This window comes from Streptomyces incarnatus (assembly GCF_001027185.1).
Taxonomy (GTDB): domain Bacteria; phylum Actinomycetota; class Actinomycetes; order Streptomycetales; family Streptomycetaceae; genus Streptomyces; species Streptomyces puniciscabiei.
This window is the reverse complement of record NZ_CP011497.1, coordinates 3,152,369-3,169,569: the sequence shown is the minus strand read 5'-3', so window position 1 is coordinate 3,169,569 and position 17,201 is coordinate 3,152,369. Positions and strand designations below refer to the sequence as shown.

Sequence of the window (17,201 nt, the reverse complement as noted above, 5' to 3'; positions counted from 1 at the left end):
CAGCCCGCCGGCCAGGTCAGCCGTGGGGCGGAGCCGGCGGCGCCCCCGTCTGCCGCACCCTGTTCGGCGGCCTGGGCAGGCTCCGCGGTGAGCAGTGCGGGGGCGGCGAGCACGGTGGTAAGGGCGGCGCCCGGGAAAGTCTTCAGTGCACGCCTGCTCCTGCTTGTCCCGGCGCGGTGTCCGCCGCCATGTGGTGCACCGCGAGGCGCCGGGCGTCGTGCTCGGGGCGGATGGCGGCAAGGGCAAGGGCGCCCGCGACGAGCATCACCGCGGCGGCGGCGAGGAACGCGGTGGTGTAACCGGCGGCCGGGCTGCTGGACGCGTCGATGAGGTGCCCGGTGAGGAGCGGCGCGACGAGGCCGGGCAGAGTGCCGACGGCGGCGACGATGCCGAACACCGCACCGCGCTGGGCCACGGGCACCACCTCGGCGGTCGTCATGTAGTGGAGCGGTATGGCGATCGACGTGGCGCCGAAGCCGAGCGTGATCAGGATCAGGCGCGGACCCGTGGCGTGGACGAACGGAATCGCTGCCATGGCGCAGCCTGCGACGCACACGGCGGTGCTCTGCACCGCCCCGCTGGACCAACGGCTGCTCACCCCACGGGACTTCAGCGCGTCCACGAACGGGGAGACCGACAGCAGCAGCACCAGGCCGAAGCCGGAGACGACGCTGATGCAGGCCGCGGCGGACCGCGCCGACATGCCCAACTGGGTGCGGAGGTACGACGGCAGCCACGCCTGGCTGAGGGAGAGCGCCCACTGCGCGCCGAAGGCGCTGGCGATGCTGCCGAGGACGGTGCCGGTGAGCAGGATCCTGCGGTACGGCAGCCGCAGCCCGCCGGCACCGGTGCCGGTGCCGGCGTGTTGGCCGTCGTAGGGGCCGTCGTGGCCGGTGCGCCACCACAGCAGCGCCCAGACGGCGCTGACGGCGGCGAGTGCGGCGTAGGCCGAGCGCCAGCCGAACGCCTGGACCAGCCAGGTGACGACGGGGGCCGCGATCAGGGTGCCGAGTGCCGCCCCGCCTATCTGGAGGGCCGACGGCAGGGCACGTCGTTCGGCCGGGAACCACCTGTACAGCGCGTGGATCGACAGGGAGGCCGCCGGCCCTTCGGCCGCGCCCAGCAGGACGCGGCCGGCCATGAGGGTCGGCACCGACGCCACGGCCAGGACCGGGAGCTGGGCGGCGGACCACAGCAGGGCCATGCCGAACAGCAGGGTGCGACTGGAGATCCGGGTGGAGAGGAAACCGCCGACGAGTCCGGAGAGGGAGAACAGGAAGAAGAAGGAGCTGGAGATCAGGCCGTAGGCGCTGTTGCTGAGGTGCAGCTCTTTCGTGATCGGTACGGCGGCGAGGCCGAGAACGGACTTGTCGGCGTAGTTGACGACCATGAAGGTCACGATCATGGCCGTGATCAGCCAGGCTCTGCGGCGGTCGGGACGGAGGACGGCGATGGCGCCGTCGCTGTGCCCGGTCGAAGGCGCGGAGGAGTGGGGTGCCATGGGTGACTCCTGCGGGTGCGGGTGAAGCAGGGGGTCGTTAAGGAGGGGCGGGTCCCCGTGACCACAGGTCCTCGGGCATGAGGCGCGTACGAAGTCCTGCGGCGCCGCCCCTGTGGCACCAGGGGAGTCGGTCAGATCAGGCCCTTGGCGATGGCGTTCTTGTGGATCTCGGTGGTGCCGGTGACGATCCGGAACATCCGCAGGCTGCGGAAGATCTGCTCGACCTCGTTGCCGCGGGTCAGCCCGGCCTTGCCGTGGATCTGCACGGCCTGGTCGGCGACGCGGAAGCACGCCTCGGAGGCGAACAGCTTGCACATGTTGGCCTCGACGGAGACGTTCTCGCCCCGGTCGGCCTTCGCCGCTGTCGCCGTCACCATCGAGCGGGCCGCGTAGATGTCGGTGGCCATCTCGGCGATCTTGTGGTGGACGGCCTGGTGGGCGAGGAGAGGCCGGCCGAAGGCGACACGGTTCGTCGCGTACGTGACCGACAGGTCCCAGGCGCGGCGTGCGGCGCCGATCAGGGACGGGCAGTGCAGGAGCCGGTTGAGGGTGATGCGCCCGATGCCGATGCGCAGGCCCTGGCCGATCTCGCCCAGCAGGTTCGCGGCCGGGACACGGCAGTGGTCGAAGACGAGGTCGCCCTCCATCTGCTGCCCGGACATGGGGACTTCACCGTCCAGGACCGTGCAGCCGGGCGTGTCGAGGTCGACGAGGAACGCGCTGTACAGCTCCTCCTCGCCGGCCATACGGGCCACGACGATGGCGAAGTCCGCGAAGGGGGCGGCGGAGCTGAAGACCTTCTTGCCGGTGAGGACGTAGCTGTCACCGTCCGGGGTCGCGGTGGTCGTCATCCTGCGTACGTCGGAGCCCGCGTCCTCCTCCGTGAGGGAGAAGCAGCAGGCGCGCTCGCCCCGGATGACGGGCATCAGGTAGTGCTCCAGCTGGTGCTCCGTGGCGTACTTCACGATGGCTCCGGCGCGCAACGGGCCACCCATGTCGCCGAGCACCGAGTGGGACAGGGCCGCACCGGAGGCCGTCAGCTCCTCCTTGACGGCGCAGAGTTCGGTGAAGCTCAGCCCCTGGCCGCCCAGCTCGGGGGGCAGGCTGATGCCGTAGAAGCCGAGTTCGCGGCTGCGTTTCCAGACGTGTTCGAGGGTGGGACGCTCCAGTCGGCTCTCGGCGGTGATGCCGCGCTCGCGCTCGAAGGGGATCAGTTCGTCGCGCAGGTAGGCACGCAGGCGGACGACGAGGTCCTGGAGGCGCGGGTTGTCGTCGTAGGAGGGTTCGAGGGTGAAGGGCATGCGGGGGCTTCCTTGGAAAGACGGTCGGGGAAGGGTCAGTTGACGCGGCGGTCGGCGCCCGCCCAGTACCGGTCGCGGATGGCGCGGCGGTCGATCTTGCCGTTGGGGTTGTGGGGCAGCGCCGCGACGAAGTCGACCGAGCGGGGCTTCTTCATGCGGGCCAGGCGGTCGGCGCAGAAGCCGATGAGAGCGTCCTCGGTGAGCGTGGCGCCCTCGCGCAGGACGACGACCGCCTTCACGGCCTCGCCCCACTGCTCGTCGGGGACGCCCACCACGGCCGCCTCGTACACGTCCGGGTGCTGGTGCAGGACGGACTCGACCTCGACGGCGTAGATGTTGAAACCGCCGGAGACGATCATGTCCTTCTTGCGGTCGACGATGAAGACATAGCCGTCCGCGCGGCGGCGGGCGAGGTCGCCGGTGAGGAACCAGCCGTCGCGGAAGGAGGCGGCGGTCAGCTCCGGCGCGCCCAGGTACCCGGGGACGACGTCCGGTCCGCGTACGGCGATCTCGCCGATCTCCCCGTCCGGCACGGGAGTTCCGTCCTCGTCCACGATCGCCACCTCGGCCTCGGCGAGCGGACGTCCGCAGGACAGCAGCAGTTCCTCGTCCTCGCCCTCGATGGCGCGCCGGTGGTCCTCGGTGGACAGGAACAGGACGCCGGAGGTCGTCTCGCCGCAGCCGTAGCCCTGGGAGAGGACCGGACCGAAGAAGTCCCACGCCTCACGGATGCGCCGCGGGGACATGGGAGCGGCGCCGTAGATCAGCTGGCGCAGGCTGGAGGTGTCGTAGTCGCGGGCGTGGGGCAGCGCGAGCACCGTGTTGATCATCGTGGGGACCACGAACGCGTGCGTGGCCCGCTCGCGCTGGACGGTGGCGAGGAACTCCTCCGCGTCCCAGCGCGGCAGGATCACCGCACAGCCGCCGGCGAAGAAGATGCCCAGCAGCGGCATGCCGGAGGCGTGGGTGACCGGCCCGGCCAGGATCTGCCGGTCACCGGGGCCCACGCGGGTGCCGGCGCTCATCACCGTCTTGCGCATCAGGGCCAGGCGGTTTCCGTACGTCTGGACCGCGGCCTTGAGCTTGCCGGTGGAGCCGGACGTGAAGTGCAGGACAGCGGCATCGCCCTCGGCGCACTCGACAGCCACGGGCTCCGCTTCATTTCCGGACAGTGTGTCCAGGTATCCGGGACCGAGGTCGGTGGGGCCGTCGTAACCGATCACCGTCTTCGCCGCGGTGCCGGACACGATGGGGCGTACGGCGTCCAGGTGGGCGGCGTCGGCGAGCAGCACCCGCGCGTCCGACTCGCGCAGCAGGTGGGCCACCTCGGTGGCGCCCAGCCGCGCGTTGATCGGGACGCGGACCAACCCGGCCTTGTACAGGGCGATCTCGGTCACCACCAGCTCGGCGCGGTTGGCGGCCAGGGTGGCCACCCGGTCGCCCTGATGCAGACCCAGGCCGCGCAACGCGACCGCGAGCCGGTCACTGTGGTCGTCCAGTTCCGCGTACGTCAACCGGGTCTTGCCGCAGATCACGGCTTCGGCGTCGGGCTGGTGGCCGGCTGTCCGGCGTACGTACCGCCCCAGGTTCATCGCGCACCCCACATGAGTTCCTGAACAATCTGTTCGGTAACTAGCTTGGCGTCCAGCAACGTAAGCCCAGCGTTAAGGTCGGGTCAACGGTCAGGGCCACACAGGGCGAGAAGGAGACACAGTGGAAACGAAGCCCGCCGGGGACCGGCGCGTTCGCCGGACCCGTGCCGCTCTGCGTGCGGCGCTGGTCGAGCTGGTCCTCGAAAAGGGGTTCCACGCGATCACGGTCGAGGAGATCGCGGAGCGCGCGGACGTCGGCCGGGCCACCTTCTACGCGCACTACCGCGACAAGGAAGACCTCCTCGTCGGGATCGTCCAGGACCTCGCCGAGGACCGCGAGCGCCTGCTGCCGGCCGTCACACAGGCCCGGGAGAAGGGCTTCACCGGCCAGCCCGTGCTCTACATCTTCCAGCACGCCCAACAGGAACGGCCCGTCTACCAGGTCATCCTGCGCGGGGAGGGCGACGGCCGGGCGCTGCGCGAGTTCACCGAACTCATCCGCACCCAGGCCGAGCAGGTCTTCCGCACCCGCGCCGAACAACTCGGCGCCACGCCCCGCATCCCTCTCGACATCGTCGCCCGCGCCTGGACCGGCGAACTGATCGGCCTGCTGACCTGGTGGGTCGAGAACGACACCGGCTACAGCGCCGAGGAGATCACCGCCCATCTGCGGGACCTGTCGGTCTACGGCCGCGTCTGGGCCACGGGCCTCACACCCCTCGACGCCCCCGGAGCACTCGATCTCACACCGTGAGCACCGCGTCCTCCGTGCCACGAGTCCGGCCCCGACCGGGGCGGCCTGACTGTGCACCGTCAGTATTCCGCTTCAGCGTGTGATCAGTCCGCGGCCGGCAAGGGGCCGGCCTCTCGGTGAGCCGGGCCCCGTGGTCGCGCCCGCCGGCGGCGAGGCCGGGGGCCGACATCAGCGGCATCGAACTCGCGCCCCGCCGCCAGCGGTTGACGGCTTGTCTGGCCGGTATCGCCCTCAACCTGTCCGTCGCCTCGGCCCTGCTCCTGGCCCTCGCCCTGACGCACACCGGTACGACGGCGCACCGGCTGCTGTCCGTGGCCCTGCTGCCGGCCGTGCTGCCGTTGCCGTTCCCGTTCATGGTGTTCACTCGCGCGGACCTGTACTTCGTCCTTCAGGACCTCACCGGCTGCCGGAACCTGTACGGCGACGGGCGCGCCTACGCCCGGTACCTCCTCCGGCGCGTGCTGCGCTCACCGCGCCCCGGCAGCGGGGCCACCGGGACCGGTGACCCGGGCGCCCGGCTGTCCGCGCACGAGCGGCGGGCCGTTCGCCTCTGCAGCGTCGTGCTGGTGGTCGGCACGGTGGCCTGCCTGATGTTCATGGCCGCCGTCACCCTTCCCGCCGACGTCACCCTGCTGGTCCGGGCGGCACGCGGTCTGGGGCCGGGGCACGGCCTCGCGGGCAATGCCGACTCGGCGGCCGTACTGGTCACCCTGGGCGGAGTCAACGTCCTGCGGCTGGTCACCCGGTGGCGCGACCGCCGCTCGGGCCGGTCCCCGGGAGCCGTCCGACGGCCCGCGCCTCCGCCGGACGGGGATGTGAGGGCTCACATCCCCGTCACCCGCGCCACCGTGAACGGCGTGGTCGGTGTCCCCGCCCCCATCGGGCCGCCCTTGTCGAACTGGGAGCGGACGACGAGCAGGCCGTGGTGGGTGTGGGCCAGGGTGGTGGGGATCTGCAGGGCGGGGGTGGTCAGGGTGCGGGTCAGCCGGGCCTCGGTGCCGTCGGGGGAGAGGTGCCAGCGGGTCAGGGTGTTGGTCCTGTTGTGGGCCGCCCACAGGGTGCGGTGGGACAGCTCCAGCCCGTCGCCGTTCACCAAGTCGCCCCCGTGCAGGGTGACGTGACGGACCGAGCCGTCGGTCACGTCGACCCGGTACAGGCCGCCGCCGGTCATGTCGACCACGAACAGCAGCCGTCCGGTGGGGTCGGCAACGATGCCGTTGAGGGTGTAGGCGTCCCGTGAGTGCGGGGGTACGGCCCCGCTCAGGTCGACGTGCGCGACGAGCGGCGCGCTGCCGCCCCGGGCCACCTCGGCGGGCGTGATCCGGTACAGCACCGGACGCACGCTGTCGGTGGCGTACGCCGTGCCGTCCGCGGTGACGACGAGGTCGTTGATGAAGCGCTGGTCGCCCTCCGGCACCGCGAAGCGGGCCAGCAGGGCGCGGTCGCGCAGGTCGTAGACGTCGATTCCGGTGGTGTGGTCGATGACCCACAGGCGGCCCGCCCGGTCGGCCTTCAGCCCGTTGGCCGTCGTACGGCCGTCCGTGCCGGCCGGCAGGAAGACGCCGGCGGCCCGGGCGCCGGCGGCGGCCCGGTAGACCGCGCCGGTCGTGAAGGAGCCGACGTACGCATCGCCCGTGCGCGGGTCGAGGGCGATGCCCTCGGGGTAGGCCCGGTCGTCCGGGAGGGCGAAGGCGGTGGAGACGCGGGGGCCGGTGGCCGCGGCCGCCCGGGGCGCGGCGAGGGCCACGGCCCCGGCGGCGGCGCCGGTCAGGAAGGTGCGGCGGTGGATCGAACGGGACACGGCGGTGCCTCTCGGTTCGGCTGCTCACTATCAGATGACTGAAAACCTATATTAGAGCTCTAATCATCGCCAGGGTATTTATCTCCGCCAGAGTCTTCATCTCCCACCACGCACTAATCTGGCCGGGTGACCTCCATGCCCGCGTCCGAGCGCCTCGGCTCCCACCTCAAGCGGGCCGAGCAGGCCCTCAACGCCACGAAGACCGCGGTCCTCAAGCCCGCGGGCCTGACCGTCGCCCAGTACGCCGCGCTGCTCCACCTCTCCGGCAACCCCGGCATCTCCGCGGCGGCCCTGGCCCGGCTGTGCGGGGTCACCCCGCCGACCATGAACACGGTCCTGAAGAACCTTCAGGACCGCGAACTCATCACCCGCAGCCCGCACGAGTGGCACAAGAACGTCCTGGAGACCCGCCTCACGGACGAGGGCCGCGCCGTCCTGGCCGAGGCCGACACGGCCGCCGTACGCGTGGAACGGGCCCTCGCCGCGGAGTTCACCGACGCCGAGCAGGAGGCGCTGACCGGGCTGCTCGCCCGCTGTGCCAGAGTCCTGGAGGAACAGCGCCCGGGAAGCCGATGACGGGCTCCGGCGCCGGATCCGTCACCCAGCCCGCCACCAGCACCAGCCGGGACTCGCGGTCGACGGCGAGGAAGCCGAAGGGGCGGTCGAAGACGGCGCGGACGACCGTGGTTTCGTAGCGGTACTGCGGCGGGGCGCTGCCCGGCGCCGCCATCACCGCCGTCACGGCCGCCGCCCGGAACCCCAGTGGACCGAACTGGGCCAGTGCCGACTGGCGGGCCGCGCCGATGGCGAGCGGGTACTCGCTGATGCCGGGGAAATGGCCGTGGCGGGCATCCGTCGCCGCCGTCAGCCCGAACAGCCCCGCCAGGGCGAGCAGATCGTGGTCGGCGCGCACCTCGTAGGCCACCGTCCGCACGTCCAGCGTCACCGGCGCCGGCTCGACGGCCGGCTGCTGCTCCACGTACAGGCCCGGACCCACATGCCCGTGCGGCAGCGCGCCGCCCCCGGTCAGCGGCAGTGCCCGCGCCACGATCCCCACCCCGGCCGCCAGCACCTGACCCGGCGTCATGCGCTCCTCGCCGAGGACCAGATGGACGTCGATGCCGTTGTCGCCGGGCACCGTCAGCGCGGTGACGAAGCCGTCCGGGGTGCCCGTCACGCCCACCCGGTCCGGTCGTACGCTGCGCCGGTGCAGGCCGCGCAGCGTGCGCCCCTGCCAGGGGCCGGAGCCGGGCCGCAGTGGCAGCTCGGTGAACGGATGCCGCCACGTCGTGCGCAGCGCCAGCGCGCTCGCCAGCACCATCCGGGCGTCCCGGGTCAGCGTCACCGGCATGCGCTCCACCAGCCCGCCGGTCCGCTCGGCCGCCCAGGCGTCCAGTCGCTCCTGCGCGGTGACGAGGTCGTCCCCGAACACCCCGTACGTCCCGGCCGGCAGCCCGGCCCGCCACTCCTCCCGCAGGGGGAGCGCCTGGTGCGTCCACAGGCCGAGCGCCGCGTCCAGGCCCGGTACCGACCGCAGCGCCGCCAGCAACTCCCGTGCCGCACCCGCCGCCTGATCCGCCGGCAGCCCGAGGGCCTCGCTCAGCTCGGCCCGCACCGGGCCCGCGGCGCCGTCCGCCAGGAAGGCCAGCAGCGGCCAGACGCCCGGCGCGGAGAAGACGGTGCCCTCGGGCAGGGCCTGCGCCCAGCGGGCGGCCAGCCCGTTCACCCGGCGGACGGTGTCGGCGGCCACCTCGCTCACTGATCGTCCTTCCACGGGTCGCTCGCGTCCAGCTCGTCCGGGTACTCCGGGAAGCGCAGCGGGTCCGTCACCCAGCCCGCCGCCAGCACCAGCCGTGAGTGCCGGTGCAGCGCGAGGAAGCCGAAGGGGCGGTCGAAGCGGGCCTCCACCCTGCTCGACACATACCGCAGCCGAGGCATCGCACCGCCCGCGACCAGCCCGAACATCGTGACCGCCGCCGCGCGGAAGCCCAGCGCCTCGAACCGGGCCAGGGCACTCTGCGTGGCCGATCCGACGGCGAGCGGGAAGCCGCTGATGCCCGGGAAGTGGCCCCGCCGGGTGTCCCGCGCCGTCGTCAGCCCGAACAACCGGGGCTGCTTCAGCAGATCGTGGTCCGCCCGCGCCTCGTACGCGGCCGTCAGGACGTCGAGGACCGGCGGTGCGGATGCCGCGCAGCGCTCCTTGACGACCCGCAGACCCGGGCCCACCTCCCCGTACGGCAGCCGGGAGCCCGGTACGACCGTGCGCGGGTGGTGCAGCAGATCCACCCCCGCGCCGAGCACCCGGCCAGGGGCCATCCCCTCCTCGCCCAGCAGCAGATGCACGTCCAGCGCGTCCGTGCCGAGCACCTTCAGCTCGGTGACCCAGCCGTGCCGGGTGTCGGCGACGCCGACCCGGTCCAGCAGGGTGCTCCTGCGCCGCAGGCCCAACCGCTCGGTGGCGGCCCAGGGTGCGTACGACGTCTCCAGCGGCACCTCGTGGAACGGGCTCAGCCACCTGGTCCGCATCGTCAGCGCACCGGCCAGCACCAGCTCGGTGTCCTCGTCCAGCGGGGCCGGCATCCCGTCGATCAGCCCGCCGGTACGGTCCGCCGCCCAGGCGTCCAGCGCCCGCTGGTCGGCGGCCACGTCCCCGGTGAGCACGCCGTGCGCCTCGGCGGGCAGCCCCGCCCGCCACTCGGGAACGAGCTCCACCGTCCGGCTGGTCCACAGGCCGACGGCGGAGTCCACCCCGGGCAGGGCGGCCAGCGCCCCGAGCAACTCCCGTGCCGCACCCGCCGCCTGATCCGCCGGCAGCCCGACGGCCTCGCTCAGCTCCGCCCGCGCCGGGCCCGCCGCGCCGTCCGCCAGGAAGGCCAGCAGCGGCCAGACACCGGCCGCCGAGAAGACCGTGCCGTCCCGCGCCGTCTCCGCCCACCGGGCGGTGAGCCCGTTCACCGCCCGGACGACCTCGCCGCCCACCCGGCTCCCCGTCAGGGTCCCCACCCTCATTCCGCCCCCGTTCGTTCCCCGCCCAACCGTATCGGTGTCCCGTGCCCCGCCTGGTGCAGGTGTGAGCACAGTCGTCCGAGCGTATCTATGCGGCTATAGGGAGAAAGTGCCTGGGTAAAGGCCCCGCACGCCTCACGTCATCACATCGAGTGATTCCCTGGCCTTTGCTTGCATGGCACAACCCACGGTTGCCAGGCTGTTGCTGTCTGTACAACCTGATGGGAGCGGCCAGTGACTTTCGGTGAGCAGCCGGCGTACCTGCGTGTCGCGGGTGATCTCCGCAAGAAGATCGTCGACGGTTCACTGCCGCCCCACACCCGCCTGCCCTCCCAGGCCCGCATCCGCGAGGAGTACGGCGTCTCGGACACCGTCGCGCTGGAGGCCCGCAAGGTGCTGATGGCCGAGGGGCTGGTCGAGGGCCGCTCCGGTTCGGGGACGTACGTCCGCGAGCGCCCGGTGCCCCGCCGCGTGGCCCGCTCCGGATACCGCCCGGCCACCGGCGCCACGCCCTTCCGGCAGGAGCAGGCCGACGCCTCGGTGCGCGGCACCTGGGAGTCCAGCAGCGAACAGACCGAGGCCGGCGCCGCCATCGCCGAGCGGCTGGGCATCCAGGCCGGCGACCGGGTCATGCGCACCAAGTACCTGTTCCGCGAGGCCGGCGAGGCGATGATGCTCTCCACCTCCTGGGAGCCCCTCGCCCTCACCGGCCGCACCCCGGTGATGCTGCCCGAGGAGGGTCCGCTCGGCGGCATGGGTGTGGTCGAGCGCATGCGCGCCATCGACGTCATCGTGGACAACGTCACCGAGGAGGTCGGCGCCCGCCCCGGCCTCGCCGAGGAACTCCACGTCCTCGGCGGCGTCCCCGGCCATGTGGTCCTGGTCGTCCACCGCACGTACTACGCCTCGGGCCGCCCGGTGGAGACGGCCGACGTGGTGATCCCGGCGGACCGGTATCAGGTGGCCTATCACTTGCCCGTCAGGTGACGGGGGTTGGCAGGGGTGGGTGGGAAGCGGTGGGGTCACGCCCGGGGCTGACGCGCGCCCGCCGTCGCGCCCCACCGGCCCCACGTCCCCCACCTCCACCGGCGTGTCGCCGTCCCCGTACGCGCCCCCAAGTGAGGTAGCGCACACCCTTGGCGCCTGCCGCCGGTGTGATCTCCGGTCGCGCGACCTCCGTACGGGCCGAACCAAGGCCACAATTCGGCCGTCTTCCCAGGTGGTCAGCGGTCACACGGATATGCCTCCGACTCGGGACGGTGGCGCTCACGGCGGCGCGTTCGCTTCCGTGCGCCCCCTGCGTACTGGCCGGTTGCATACCTCTTTGTGAAAAGGCGTGTTCGCTGCGTAAAGGTTGGGCGTACGCTCGGGCATATGCGTATTGCGGTTTCCTTAGGTGGGGCACGGCGGGGGCCCACAGGAAGCGGAAGTGGGTGGGGCGGTGCGAGAAGGGGCGGCGCGGGCGGTGGGGGCCATGAGTGAGGGGACGGTCTCCCTGCCCTGGCTCGTGATACGGCAGGACGACAACGGCAATCGCTACCGCGTGGGCCGGTACGCGACCCGCGCCGAGGCCCAGAAGATCGCCGACAGCCTCGACGACCGGGGACACAAACAGCTCTACTGGGTCGAGCGCATCGGCCAGAACGGCGACGGCGCCCGCAACTGACCACACGCGCCCTCCCGTAGGCTCCGCCCCATGACGTCCATGACCCCCGGCACACCGATGACGGACCGGACCGTGGTGGTGGGAGCCGCCCTGCTCGACGGCGGCCAGCTGCTCGCCGCCCGCCGCAGCGCACCCGCCGACCTGGCCGGACGCTGGGAACTGCCCGGCGGCAAGGTCGAGCCGGGCGAGCGGCCCGAGGACGCCCTGGTGCGTGAACTGCGCGAGGAGCTCGGCATCGAGGCCGAAGCGGTGGAGCGGGTGCCCGGGCAGTGGCCGCTGCGCGCGCCGTACGTGCTGCAGGTGTGGACCGCCCGCCTGCGCCCCGGCTCGCCCGCACCGAGGCCCCTCCAGGACCACGACGAGCTGCGCTGGCTGACCCCGGACCGGATCTGGGAGGTCGACTGGCTCGACCAGGACGTGCCCGCGGTCCGCGAGGTCTCACCCCGGCTCACCACCGGCCCGCGCTGAGCGCCCCCTACGCCGTTCGTGCCACTGTGCGCCCTCCTGTGCGGTACTCCCCCTGGGATATCGGGTATGTGCCCATTAACCCCATGAAACCGGACATGGGTGGGCTCGCTGGCCTGGGAAGTGATCGGCGTGATCGACACCGATGGCGACTGCGCCGAGTGGACGTTTCCCGCGGAGCCGGGGGCCGTGCGCACCGCACGCGCCGCCGTCCGCCGCCAGTTGCACGGCTGGCACCTCGACTGCGTCGCCGACCTGGCCGCGTTGCTGGTCAGCGAGCTGGTCACCAACGCGCTGCGGCACGCCACCGGCCCCATCGGGGTACGGCTCGTCCGTCCCCTCGGGCTCGACGACGCGCTCCTGGTGGAGGTGTCCGACCCGCTGCCCGACCCGCCGCACGCACGCGTCGCCCGCGACGAGGACGAGAGCGGGCGCGGTCTGCAGCTGGTCGCCGGCTCCTCCCGCCGCTGGGGCACCCGGCCCGGCGCGAGCGGAAAGACCGTCTGGTTCGAACTGGCGGTGCCGGGGTGAGCACGAAGCACTCGGGGGGCAGGGGGGTGTACAGCCGGCGGGGGTGCGTCCATCGTGCGCCGCGGGCGCGCGGCCGGCTCCGGGGCGCGTGATTCGAGGACGCCTTCCCTGGTTAGAAGAGTGGAAGTGATCTCACGGTCGGTCCGAAAAACATCTGGACCGAGCTGTGATCGTGAACACCGTGTCATGCGGCGCCGTAGTGCTGGATACTGCGGGCAGCCGCTGTCGGTGACCGGTGCCGGGCGCGGTGAGCTGGAGGGGACGGTTCGCGTGAGCGAGATACCAGCGAAGGCCACGGAGTCCGAGGACCCGTCGGGCGGCGCGATGAACCAGGCCGCGGAGGCCGCCGCACCCGGCGACGCCATGTGGCAGAGCAGTCCGCCCGGTTCCATCTACGACTACATCAAGGTCGCGTCCTTCTCCATCGGCCCCGGCGGGCTGGTCGACCAGTGGAGCCTGCGCGCCGAGCAGCTCTTCGGCGTCCCCGCCGCACGCGCCGTCGGCATGGACCCGATAGAGGCCTTCATCGATCCCGACCTGCGCGAGCGCGGCCAGCGCAAGATGGCCGAAATCCTCGACGGGCGGGAGTGGACCGGGGTCGTGCCCTTCCGGATGCCGGACAAGGCGGACGGCACGCGCGGCGAGGAGGGGCTGGCCGAGGTCTACGTCATGCCCACCCGGACCGCCGAGGGCGACAAGGCCGCCGTGTGCATCGTCGTGGACGTCCGCACCCTGCGCAGCATCGAGACCGACCTGGCCGCCTCACAGGCCATATTCGGCCAATCCCCGTTCGGATTCCTGCTGATCGACACCGATCTGAGAGTCCGTCGGGCCAATGAACGGTTCGCCTCCACCTTCGGTGGAACCCCGGACGACCACCGGGGCAAGGGAGTTCACGACTATCTGCCGCGTGGTGAGGCCGAGCGGGTTTCGGCCACCCTGCGGCGGGTGCTGGAGACCGGCCAGTCCATCACCGACATGCATGTCACCGGTCACCTCCCCGGCTCCGAGGAACGCCGGCACTGGTCCGTCAACCTCTACCGCGTGCACGGCGGCACCGGCCGGCCCATCGGCATCGCCTGGCTCGGCACCGACATCACCTCCCGCCGGGCCGCCGCCCGCGAGGCCGCCGCCGCCCGGCGCAACCTCGCCCTGCTCAACGAGGCCGGCGCGCGCATAGGGAACTCCCTCGACCTGGAGACCACGGCCCGGGAACTCCTCGACGTCGTCGTCCCCGGCTTCTGCGACCTCGCCACCGTCGACCTCTACCAGGGCCTGCTCACCGGCGACGAGACCCCGCCCGGACTCACCGACGGCAGCGCCGAACTGCGCCGCGTCGCCTTCGCGAGCGCCGTCGCCGGGGCGCCCTTCGCCGGCTCCGGTGAGCCCGTCGAGGTCGGCGCGGTCCACCACTTCCCCTTCAACTCGCCCTGCGCGGACGCCCTGCGCACCGCCCGGCCGCGGGCCGTTCCCCCCGAGGAGGGCGGCCTCGTGCAGTCCACGCTGGCCGTGCCGATGGTCGCCCACGACACGGTCGTCGGCCTCGCCCAGTTCTCCCGCGCCAAGGGCAGCGAGCCGTTCGGCGACCGGGACCGGGACCTGGCCGTGGAGCTGGCCGCGCGCGCCGCGGTCTGCATCGACAACGCGCGGCTGTACCGCAGGGAGCACGAGCGGGCGCTGATCCTGCAACGCTCGCTCCTCCCGCCCGGCGACCCCGAGGCCTCCGGGCTGGACATCGCCTGCCGCTATCTGCCGGGCAACGCGGCGACCGAGGTGGGCGGCGACTGGTTCGACGTGATCGAACTGCCCGGCCACCGTACGGCGTTGGTGGTGGGGGACGTGATGGGGCGCGGCCTGCGGGCGGCCGTCGCCATGGGTGAACTCCGCACCGCCGTACGCACCTTGGCGCTGCTGGATCTCGAACCCGCCGAGGTGCTCTCGGCGCTGGACGAGATCGCGCGGGGGCTGGGGACGCCGGGGGGCGTGCAGCAGGCGACCCGTACGGCCCGCCAGCCGCGGGACGCCGACCTCTCCGAGGTCTACCTCGCCACCTGCGTCTACGCCGTCTACGACTCCGTCACCCGACGCTGTACGTTCGCCAACGCCGGCCATCTGCCCCCCGTCCTGGTCGAGCCCGGTGAACCGGCCCTGATGCTGGACGTGCCGCCCGGCATGCCGCTCGGGGTGGGCGGCGAGCCCTTCGAGGAGGTCGAGGTCGAGCTGCCGGAGGGCGCGCTGCTGGCGCTCTACACGGACGGTCTGGTCGAGTCCCGCGACCACCCCCTGGACGAGGGCCTGCAGGCATTCGTCGGCGCGCTCACGGACCCGTCCCGCCCCCTGGAGGACGTCTGCGACCATGTCCTCAACACCCTCGACACCCACCACGGCGAGGACGACATCGCGCTGCTGATGGCCCGGGTCCAGGGGCTGCCGGCCGAGTGCGTCGGCGACTGGACGCTGCCGCGGGAGCCGCGGAGCGTGGGGCGGGCCCGGGAGTACGCCCGGGGGCAGTTGCTCAGCTGGGATCTGGAGCCGCTGGTCGACACGACGGAACTGCTCGTCAGCGAGCTGGTCACCAACGCGCTGCGGTACGGCGAGGGGGAGATACGGCTACGGCTGCTGCTCGACCGCACGCTGGTCTGCGAGGTGTGGGACAGCGGACTGGTCCAGCCGCGTCGGCGGCGCGCCCGGGACACGGACGAGGGGGGCCGGGGGCTGCAGCTGGTGGGGTTGCTCAGTGCGGCGTGGGGCTCGCGCCGTACCCCGCGGGGCAAGACGGTGTGGTTCGAGTTGCCGCTGCCCGGGGCGGAGGCGGGCCTGACCGACCCGGCGGAAGCACTGCTGAGCCTCTTCTGAGCCGCCCCCTGGGGGCTCCGCCCCCAGACCCCCGGGCACGGCTTCCTCGGCTACGCAGGCGTTGAGAAGCTGTGGCGGGACCTGGTCCGTGGGCCGCCGTAGCTTGCCGGGGGGCCGGCGTCCGGGGTTTCGGAGAGGAGGATTCCGCCGAGGACTGCGGCGGCCAGGCCCGGGGCGTCGCCGTCGGCGGCGGTGTGCGGGTTGCCGTGCGCCCGTACGTTCCGTTCGGCCAGGTCCCGGGCCTCGCGGGCCAGGGCATCGGCCTGGGCGGCGTGGCCGGCACCCAGTTCGCGTGCCGCCTCCGCCAGGCGGACCCGGGCCTGAGGGCCCACCGCGCCCCGGTGCACCGTGACGAAGTCGTCCGCCCCGGCGACCGAACCCCTCGCCACAAGCAGCGCCGCGGCGGACGGCGCACCGGCGAGGCCCGTGTCCAGCCGCTCCACCGCCCGCGCGATCCGGCGCAGGGCGTCCAGCGGGTCGTACGGGCCGGCCGTCAGCTCATGCCGTACGGCGGCCAGCACGGCGTCCGCGTGGGCCAGCCGGGCGTGCAGCTCACCGCTGGTCAGGGGGCCCGGCACGCCCCCTTTGCGGGCCGCCGCGATCTCCGCCTCCGCACCGGTCAGCGCGGCCGGCACCAGCGCCGCCGCCTCCCGCAGCTCGGCGGCGAGCCGTTCCACCCCGGTGACCAGGACGTCGGCCTGGGCCACCGCGCCCTCGGCGGCGCGCAGCTGCCCGGCGGCCCGCGCACCGGCGCCCGCGTCGGCCGACTGGCGGGCCTCGTTGAGCCGCATGGTGGCGAACACCAGCCGGTCCTTGGCCTGTTCGAGGTACCCGGTGACGGGCGCGACGGCCGCCGGTGTGCAGCGGTCGCGCAGGGAGGTCAGGGTGTTCCCGGCGGTCAGCGTCCGCCCCGTCAGCTCCCGGAACCGCCCCTCGGCGACCTCCAGCGCCCCGGCCAGCCCGGGCCCGTCCAGCTCCCGCAGCCGGTCCAGCGCGGCGGCCTCGGCGTCCAGCCGGCGTCCCGCCTCCGCGCACCGGCCGACCACGCCGACCAGCGCCTGCCGCCGGGCCACGTCGTCCTCCGGCACCCCCTGCTCGTACCGCCGCCAGATCCCGCACGCGGCCGCCAGTTCGGTCTCGGCGGCCCGCAGCGCCTTGACGAAGGGCTCCGTGTCCGCCCCCCCGAAACGCGCCCGGACGAAGGAGAGTTCCTCCTGGCTCGTGCGCACACAGTCGTCGGCCAGGACCAGCGCGGCGCGGGCCTGGCGCTCGGAGTCGGCCGGAGTGGGCGCGGGCGGTGCGGCCGAGACGATCCCGGGCGTCGTACGGGTCCGGGCACGGCGGGTGCGGCGCACGTATCCGTATCCGGCCAGCCCCACGGCGGCGACCACCGCGATCAGGGGCAGCACGAGGTCGGCGGTCGACGTCTCCTCCTGCGGCGCGGCGGCGCTCGCGACGGTCCCGGTGGACGTCACGGGAACCGGATCTTGCGCACCGGCCGTCATCACCGGCAACACCAGCCACCCGGCCCCGACCACGACACCCAGCACGGCATGCGCCACCCGCACGCGTATGTGCGCCTTGGCGCGCCGGGGCCGGCCGCGGATCAGGGAGGACGTCACATTTCGGAGCGTATGGGCAGGTAGGCGCCTTCGCGAGCGGGACGGATACGGCTGGGGGACGGGATGGGCAGGGGGTCAGGAATGGACGCCAGAGGCAGCGACCGGC

The 17,201-nt window shown here is 73.1% G+C and carries 14 protein-coding genes; 7 read left to right on the top strand and 7 right to left on the bottom strand.

Translation table 11 applies throughout. The features are described 5' to 3' along the window. Window positions 1-142 precede the first annotated feature (142 nt). From ABB07_RS13945 to ABB07_RS13935, 3 genes are all read right to left on the bottom strand, one after another. The gene (locus ABB07_RS13945; RefSeq protein WP_208899015.1) at window positions 143-1,501 is read right to left on the bottom strand and encodes an MFS transporter; all 1,359 of its coding nucleotides are present in this window, start codon (window positions 1,499-1,501) and stop codon (window positions 143-145) included. A gap of 131 nt (window positions 1,502-1,632) precedes the next feature. Further along, window positions 1,633-2,802 carry an acyl-CoA dehydrogenase family protein gene (locus tag ABB07_RS13940; RefSeq protein WP_208899014.1) on the bottom strand — a complete coding sequence of 390 codons (1,170 nt, stop codon included), beginning with the start codon at window positions 2,800-2,802 and terminating at the stop codon, window positions 1,633-1,635. 35 nt (window positions 2,803-2,837) lie between these two features. Continuing rightward, complete coding sequence (locus ABB07_RS13935; RefSeq protein WP_208899013.1) at window positions 2,838-4,394, bottom strand: acyl-CoA synthetase; 1,557 nt, start codon at window positions 4,392-4,394, stop codon at window positions 2,838-2,840. A gap of 121 nt (window positions 4,395-4,515) precedes the next feature. On the opposite strand from ABB07_RS13935, the gene ABB07_RS13930 reads away from it, so the two are divergent. Next, a complete protein-coding gene (locus ABB07_RS13930; protein WP_208899012.1) occupies window positions 4,516-5,148 on the top strand; it encodes a TetR/AcrR family transcriptional regulator in 633 nt (210 codons plus the stop codon). Window positions 5,149-5,971: 823 nt separating this feature from the next. Here the strand turns inward: ABB07_RS13930 and ABB07_RS13925 are convergent. Next, entirely contained in the window at window positions 5,972-6,949 is a 978-nt protein-coding gene (locus ABB07_RS13925) for an SMP-30/gluconolactonase/LRE family protein (RefSeq protein WP_208899011.1), read from the bottom strand. A gap of 135 nt (window positions 6,950-7,084) precedes the next feature. Here ABB07_RS13925 and ABB07_RS13920 point away from each other — a divergent pair, with 135 nt between their 5' ends. Then, window positions 7,085-7,525, top strand: coding sequence for a MarR family winged helix-turn-helix transcriptional regulator (locus tag ABB07_RS13920; protein WP_208903429.1), 441 nt, complete (start codon window positions 7,085-7,087; stop codon window positions 7,523-7,525). On the opposite strand, the gene ABB07_RS13915 is transcribed toward ABB07_RS13920, so the two are convergent. Together ABB07_RS13915 and ABB07_RS13910 are read right to left on the bottom strand one after the other, a co-directional pair. Beyond that, window positions 7,440-8,708, bottom strand: coding sequence for a serpin family protein (locus ABB07_RS13915; protein ID WP_425264717.1), 1,269 nt, complete (start codon window positions 8,706-8,708; stop codon window positions 7,440-7,442). The two genes, ABB07_RS13920 and ABB07_RS13915, sit on opposite strands and share 86 nt — an antisense overlap. Then, complete coding sequence (locus ABB07_RS13910; RefSeq protein ID WP_208899010.1) at window positions 8,705-9,958, bottom strand: serpin family protein; 1,254 nt, start codon at window positions 9,956-9,958, stop codon at window positions 8,705-8,707. Before ABB07_RS13910 ends, ABB07_RS13915 begins: the two co-directional genes overlap by 4 nt. Before the next feature lie 231 nt (window positions 9,959-10,189). On the opposite strand from ABB07_RS13910, the gene ABB07_RS13905 reads away from it, so the two are divergent. From ABB07_RS13905 to ABB07_RS13885, 5 genes are all read left to right on the top strand, one after another. Continuing rightward, window positions 10,190-10,942: a GntR family transcriptional regulator gene (locus tag ABB07_RS13905; protein WP_208899009.1), complete on the top strand. Its 753-nt coding sequence runs from the start codon at window positions 10,190-10,192 to the stop codon at window positions 10,940-10,942. Window positions 10,943-11,429: 487 nt separating this feature from the next. Then, window positions 11,430-11,621, top strand: coding sequence for an SPOR domain-containing protein (locus ABB07_RS13900; protein ID WP_208899008.1), 192 nt, complete (start codon window positions 11,430-11,432; stop codon window positions 11,619-11,621). A 57-nt stretch (window positions 11,622-11,678) separates the two neighbouring features. Next, window positions 11,679-12,089 carry a (deoxy)nucleoside triphosphate pyrophosphohydrolase gene (locus tag ABB07_RS13895; RefSeq protein WP_208903427.1) on the top strand — a complete coding sequence of 137 codons (411 nt, stop codon included), beginning with the start codon at window positions 11,679-11,681 and terminating at the stop codon, window positions 12,087-12,089. A gap of 99 nt (window positions 12,090-12,188) precedes the next feature. Beyond that, a complete protein-coding gene (locus ABB07_RS13890) occupies window positions 12,189-12,617 on the top strand; it encodes an ATP-binding protein (protein ID WP_208899007.1) in 429 nt (142 codons plus the stop codon). 270 nt (window positions 12,618-12,887) lie between these two features. Further along, window positions 12,888-15,473, top strand: coding sequence for a SpoIIE family protein phosphatase (locus tag ABB07_RS13885; protein ID WP_208899006.1), 2,586 nt, complete (start codon window positions 12,888-12,890; stop codon window positions 15,471-15,473). A gap of 50 nt (window positions 15,474-15,523) precedes the next feature. Here ABB07_RS13885 and ABB07_RS13880 read toward each other — a convergent pair whose 3' ends face one another. Further along, window positions 15,524-17,095 (bottom strand): hypothetical protein, encoded by a 1,572-nt coding sequence (locus ABB07_RS13880; protein WP_208899005.1) that lies wholly within the window; start codon window positions 17,093-17,095, stop codon window positions 15,524-15,526. Window positions 17,096-17,201 lie beyond the last annotated feature (106 nt).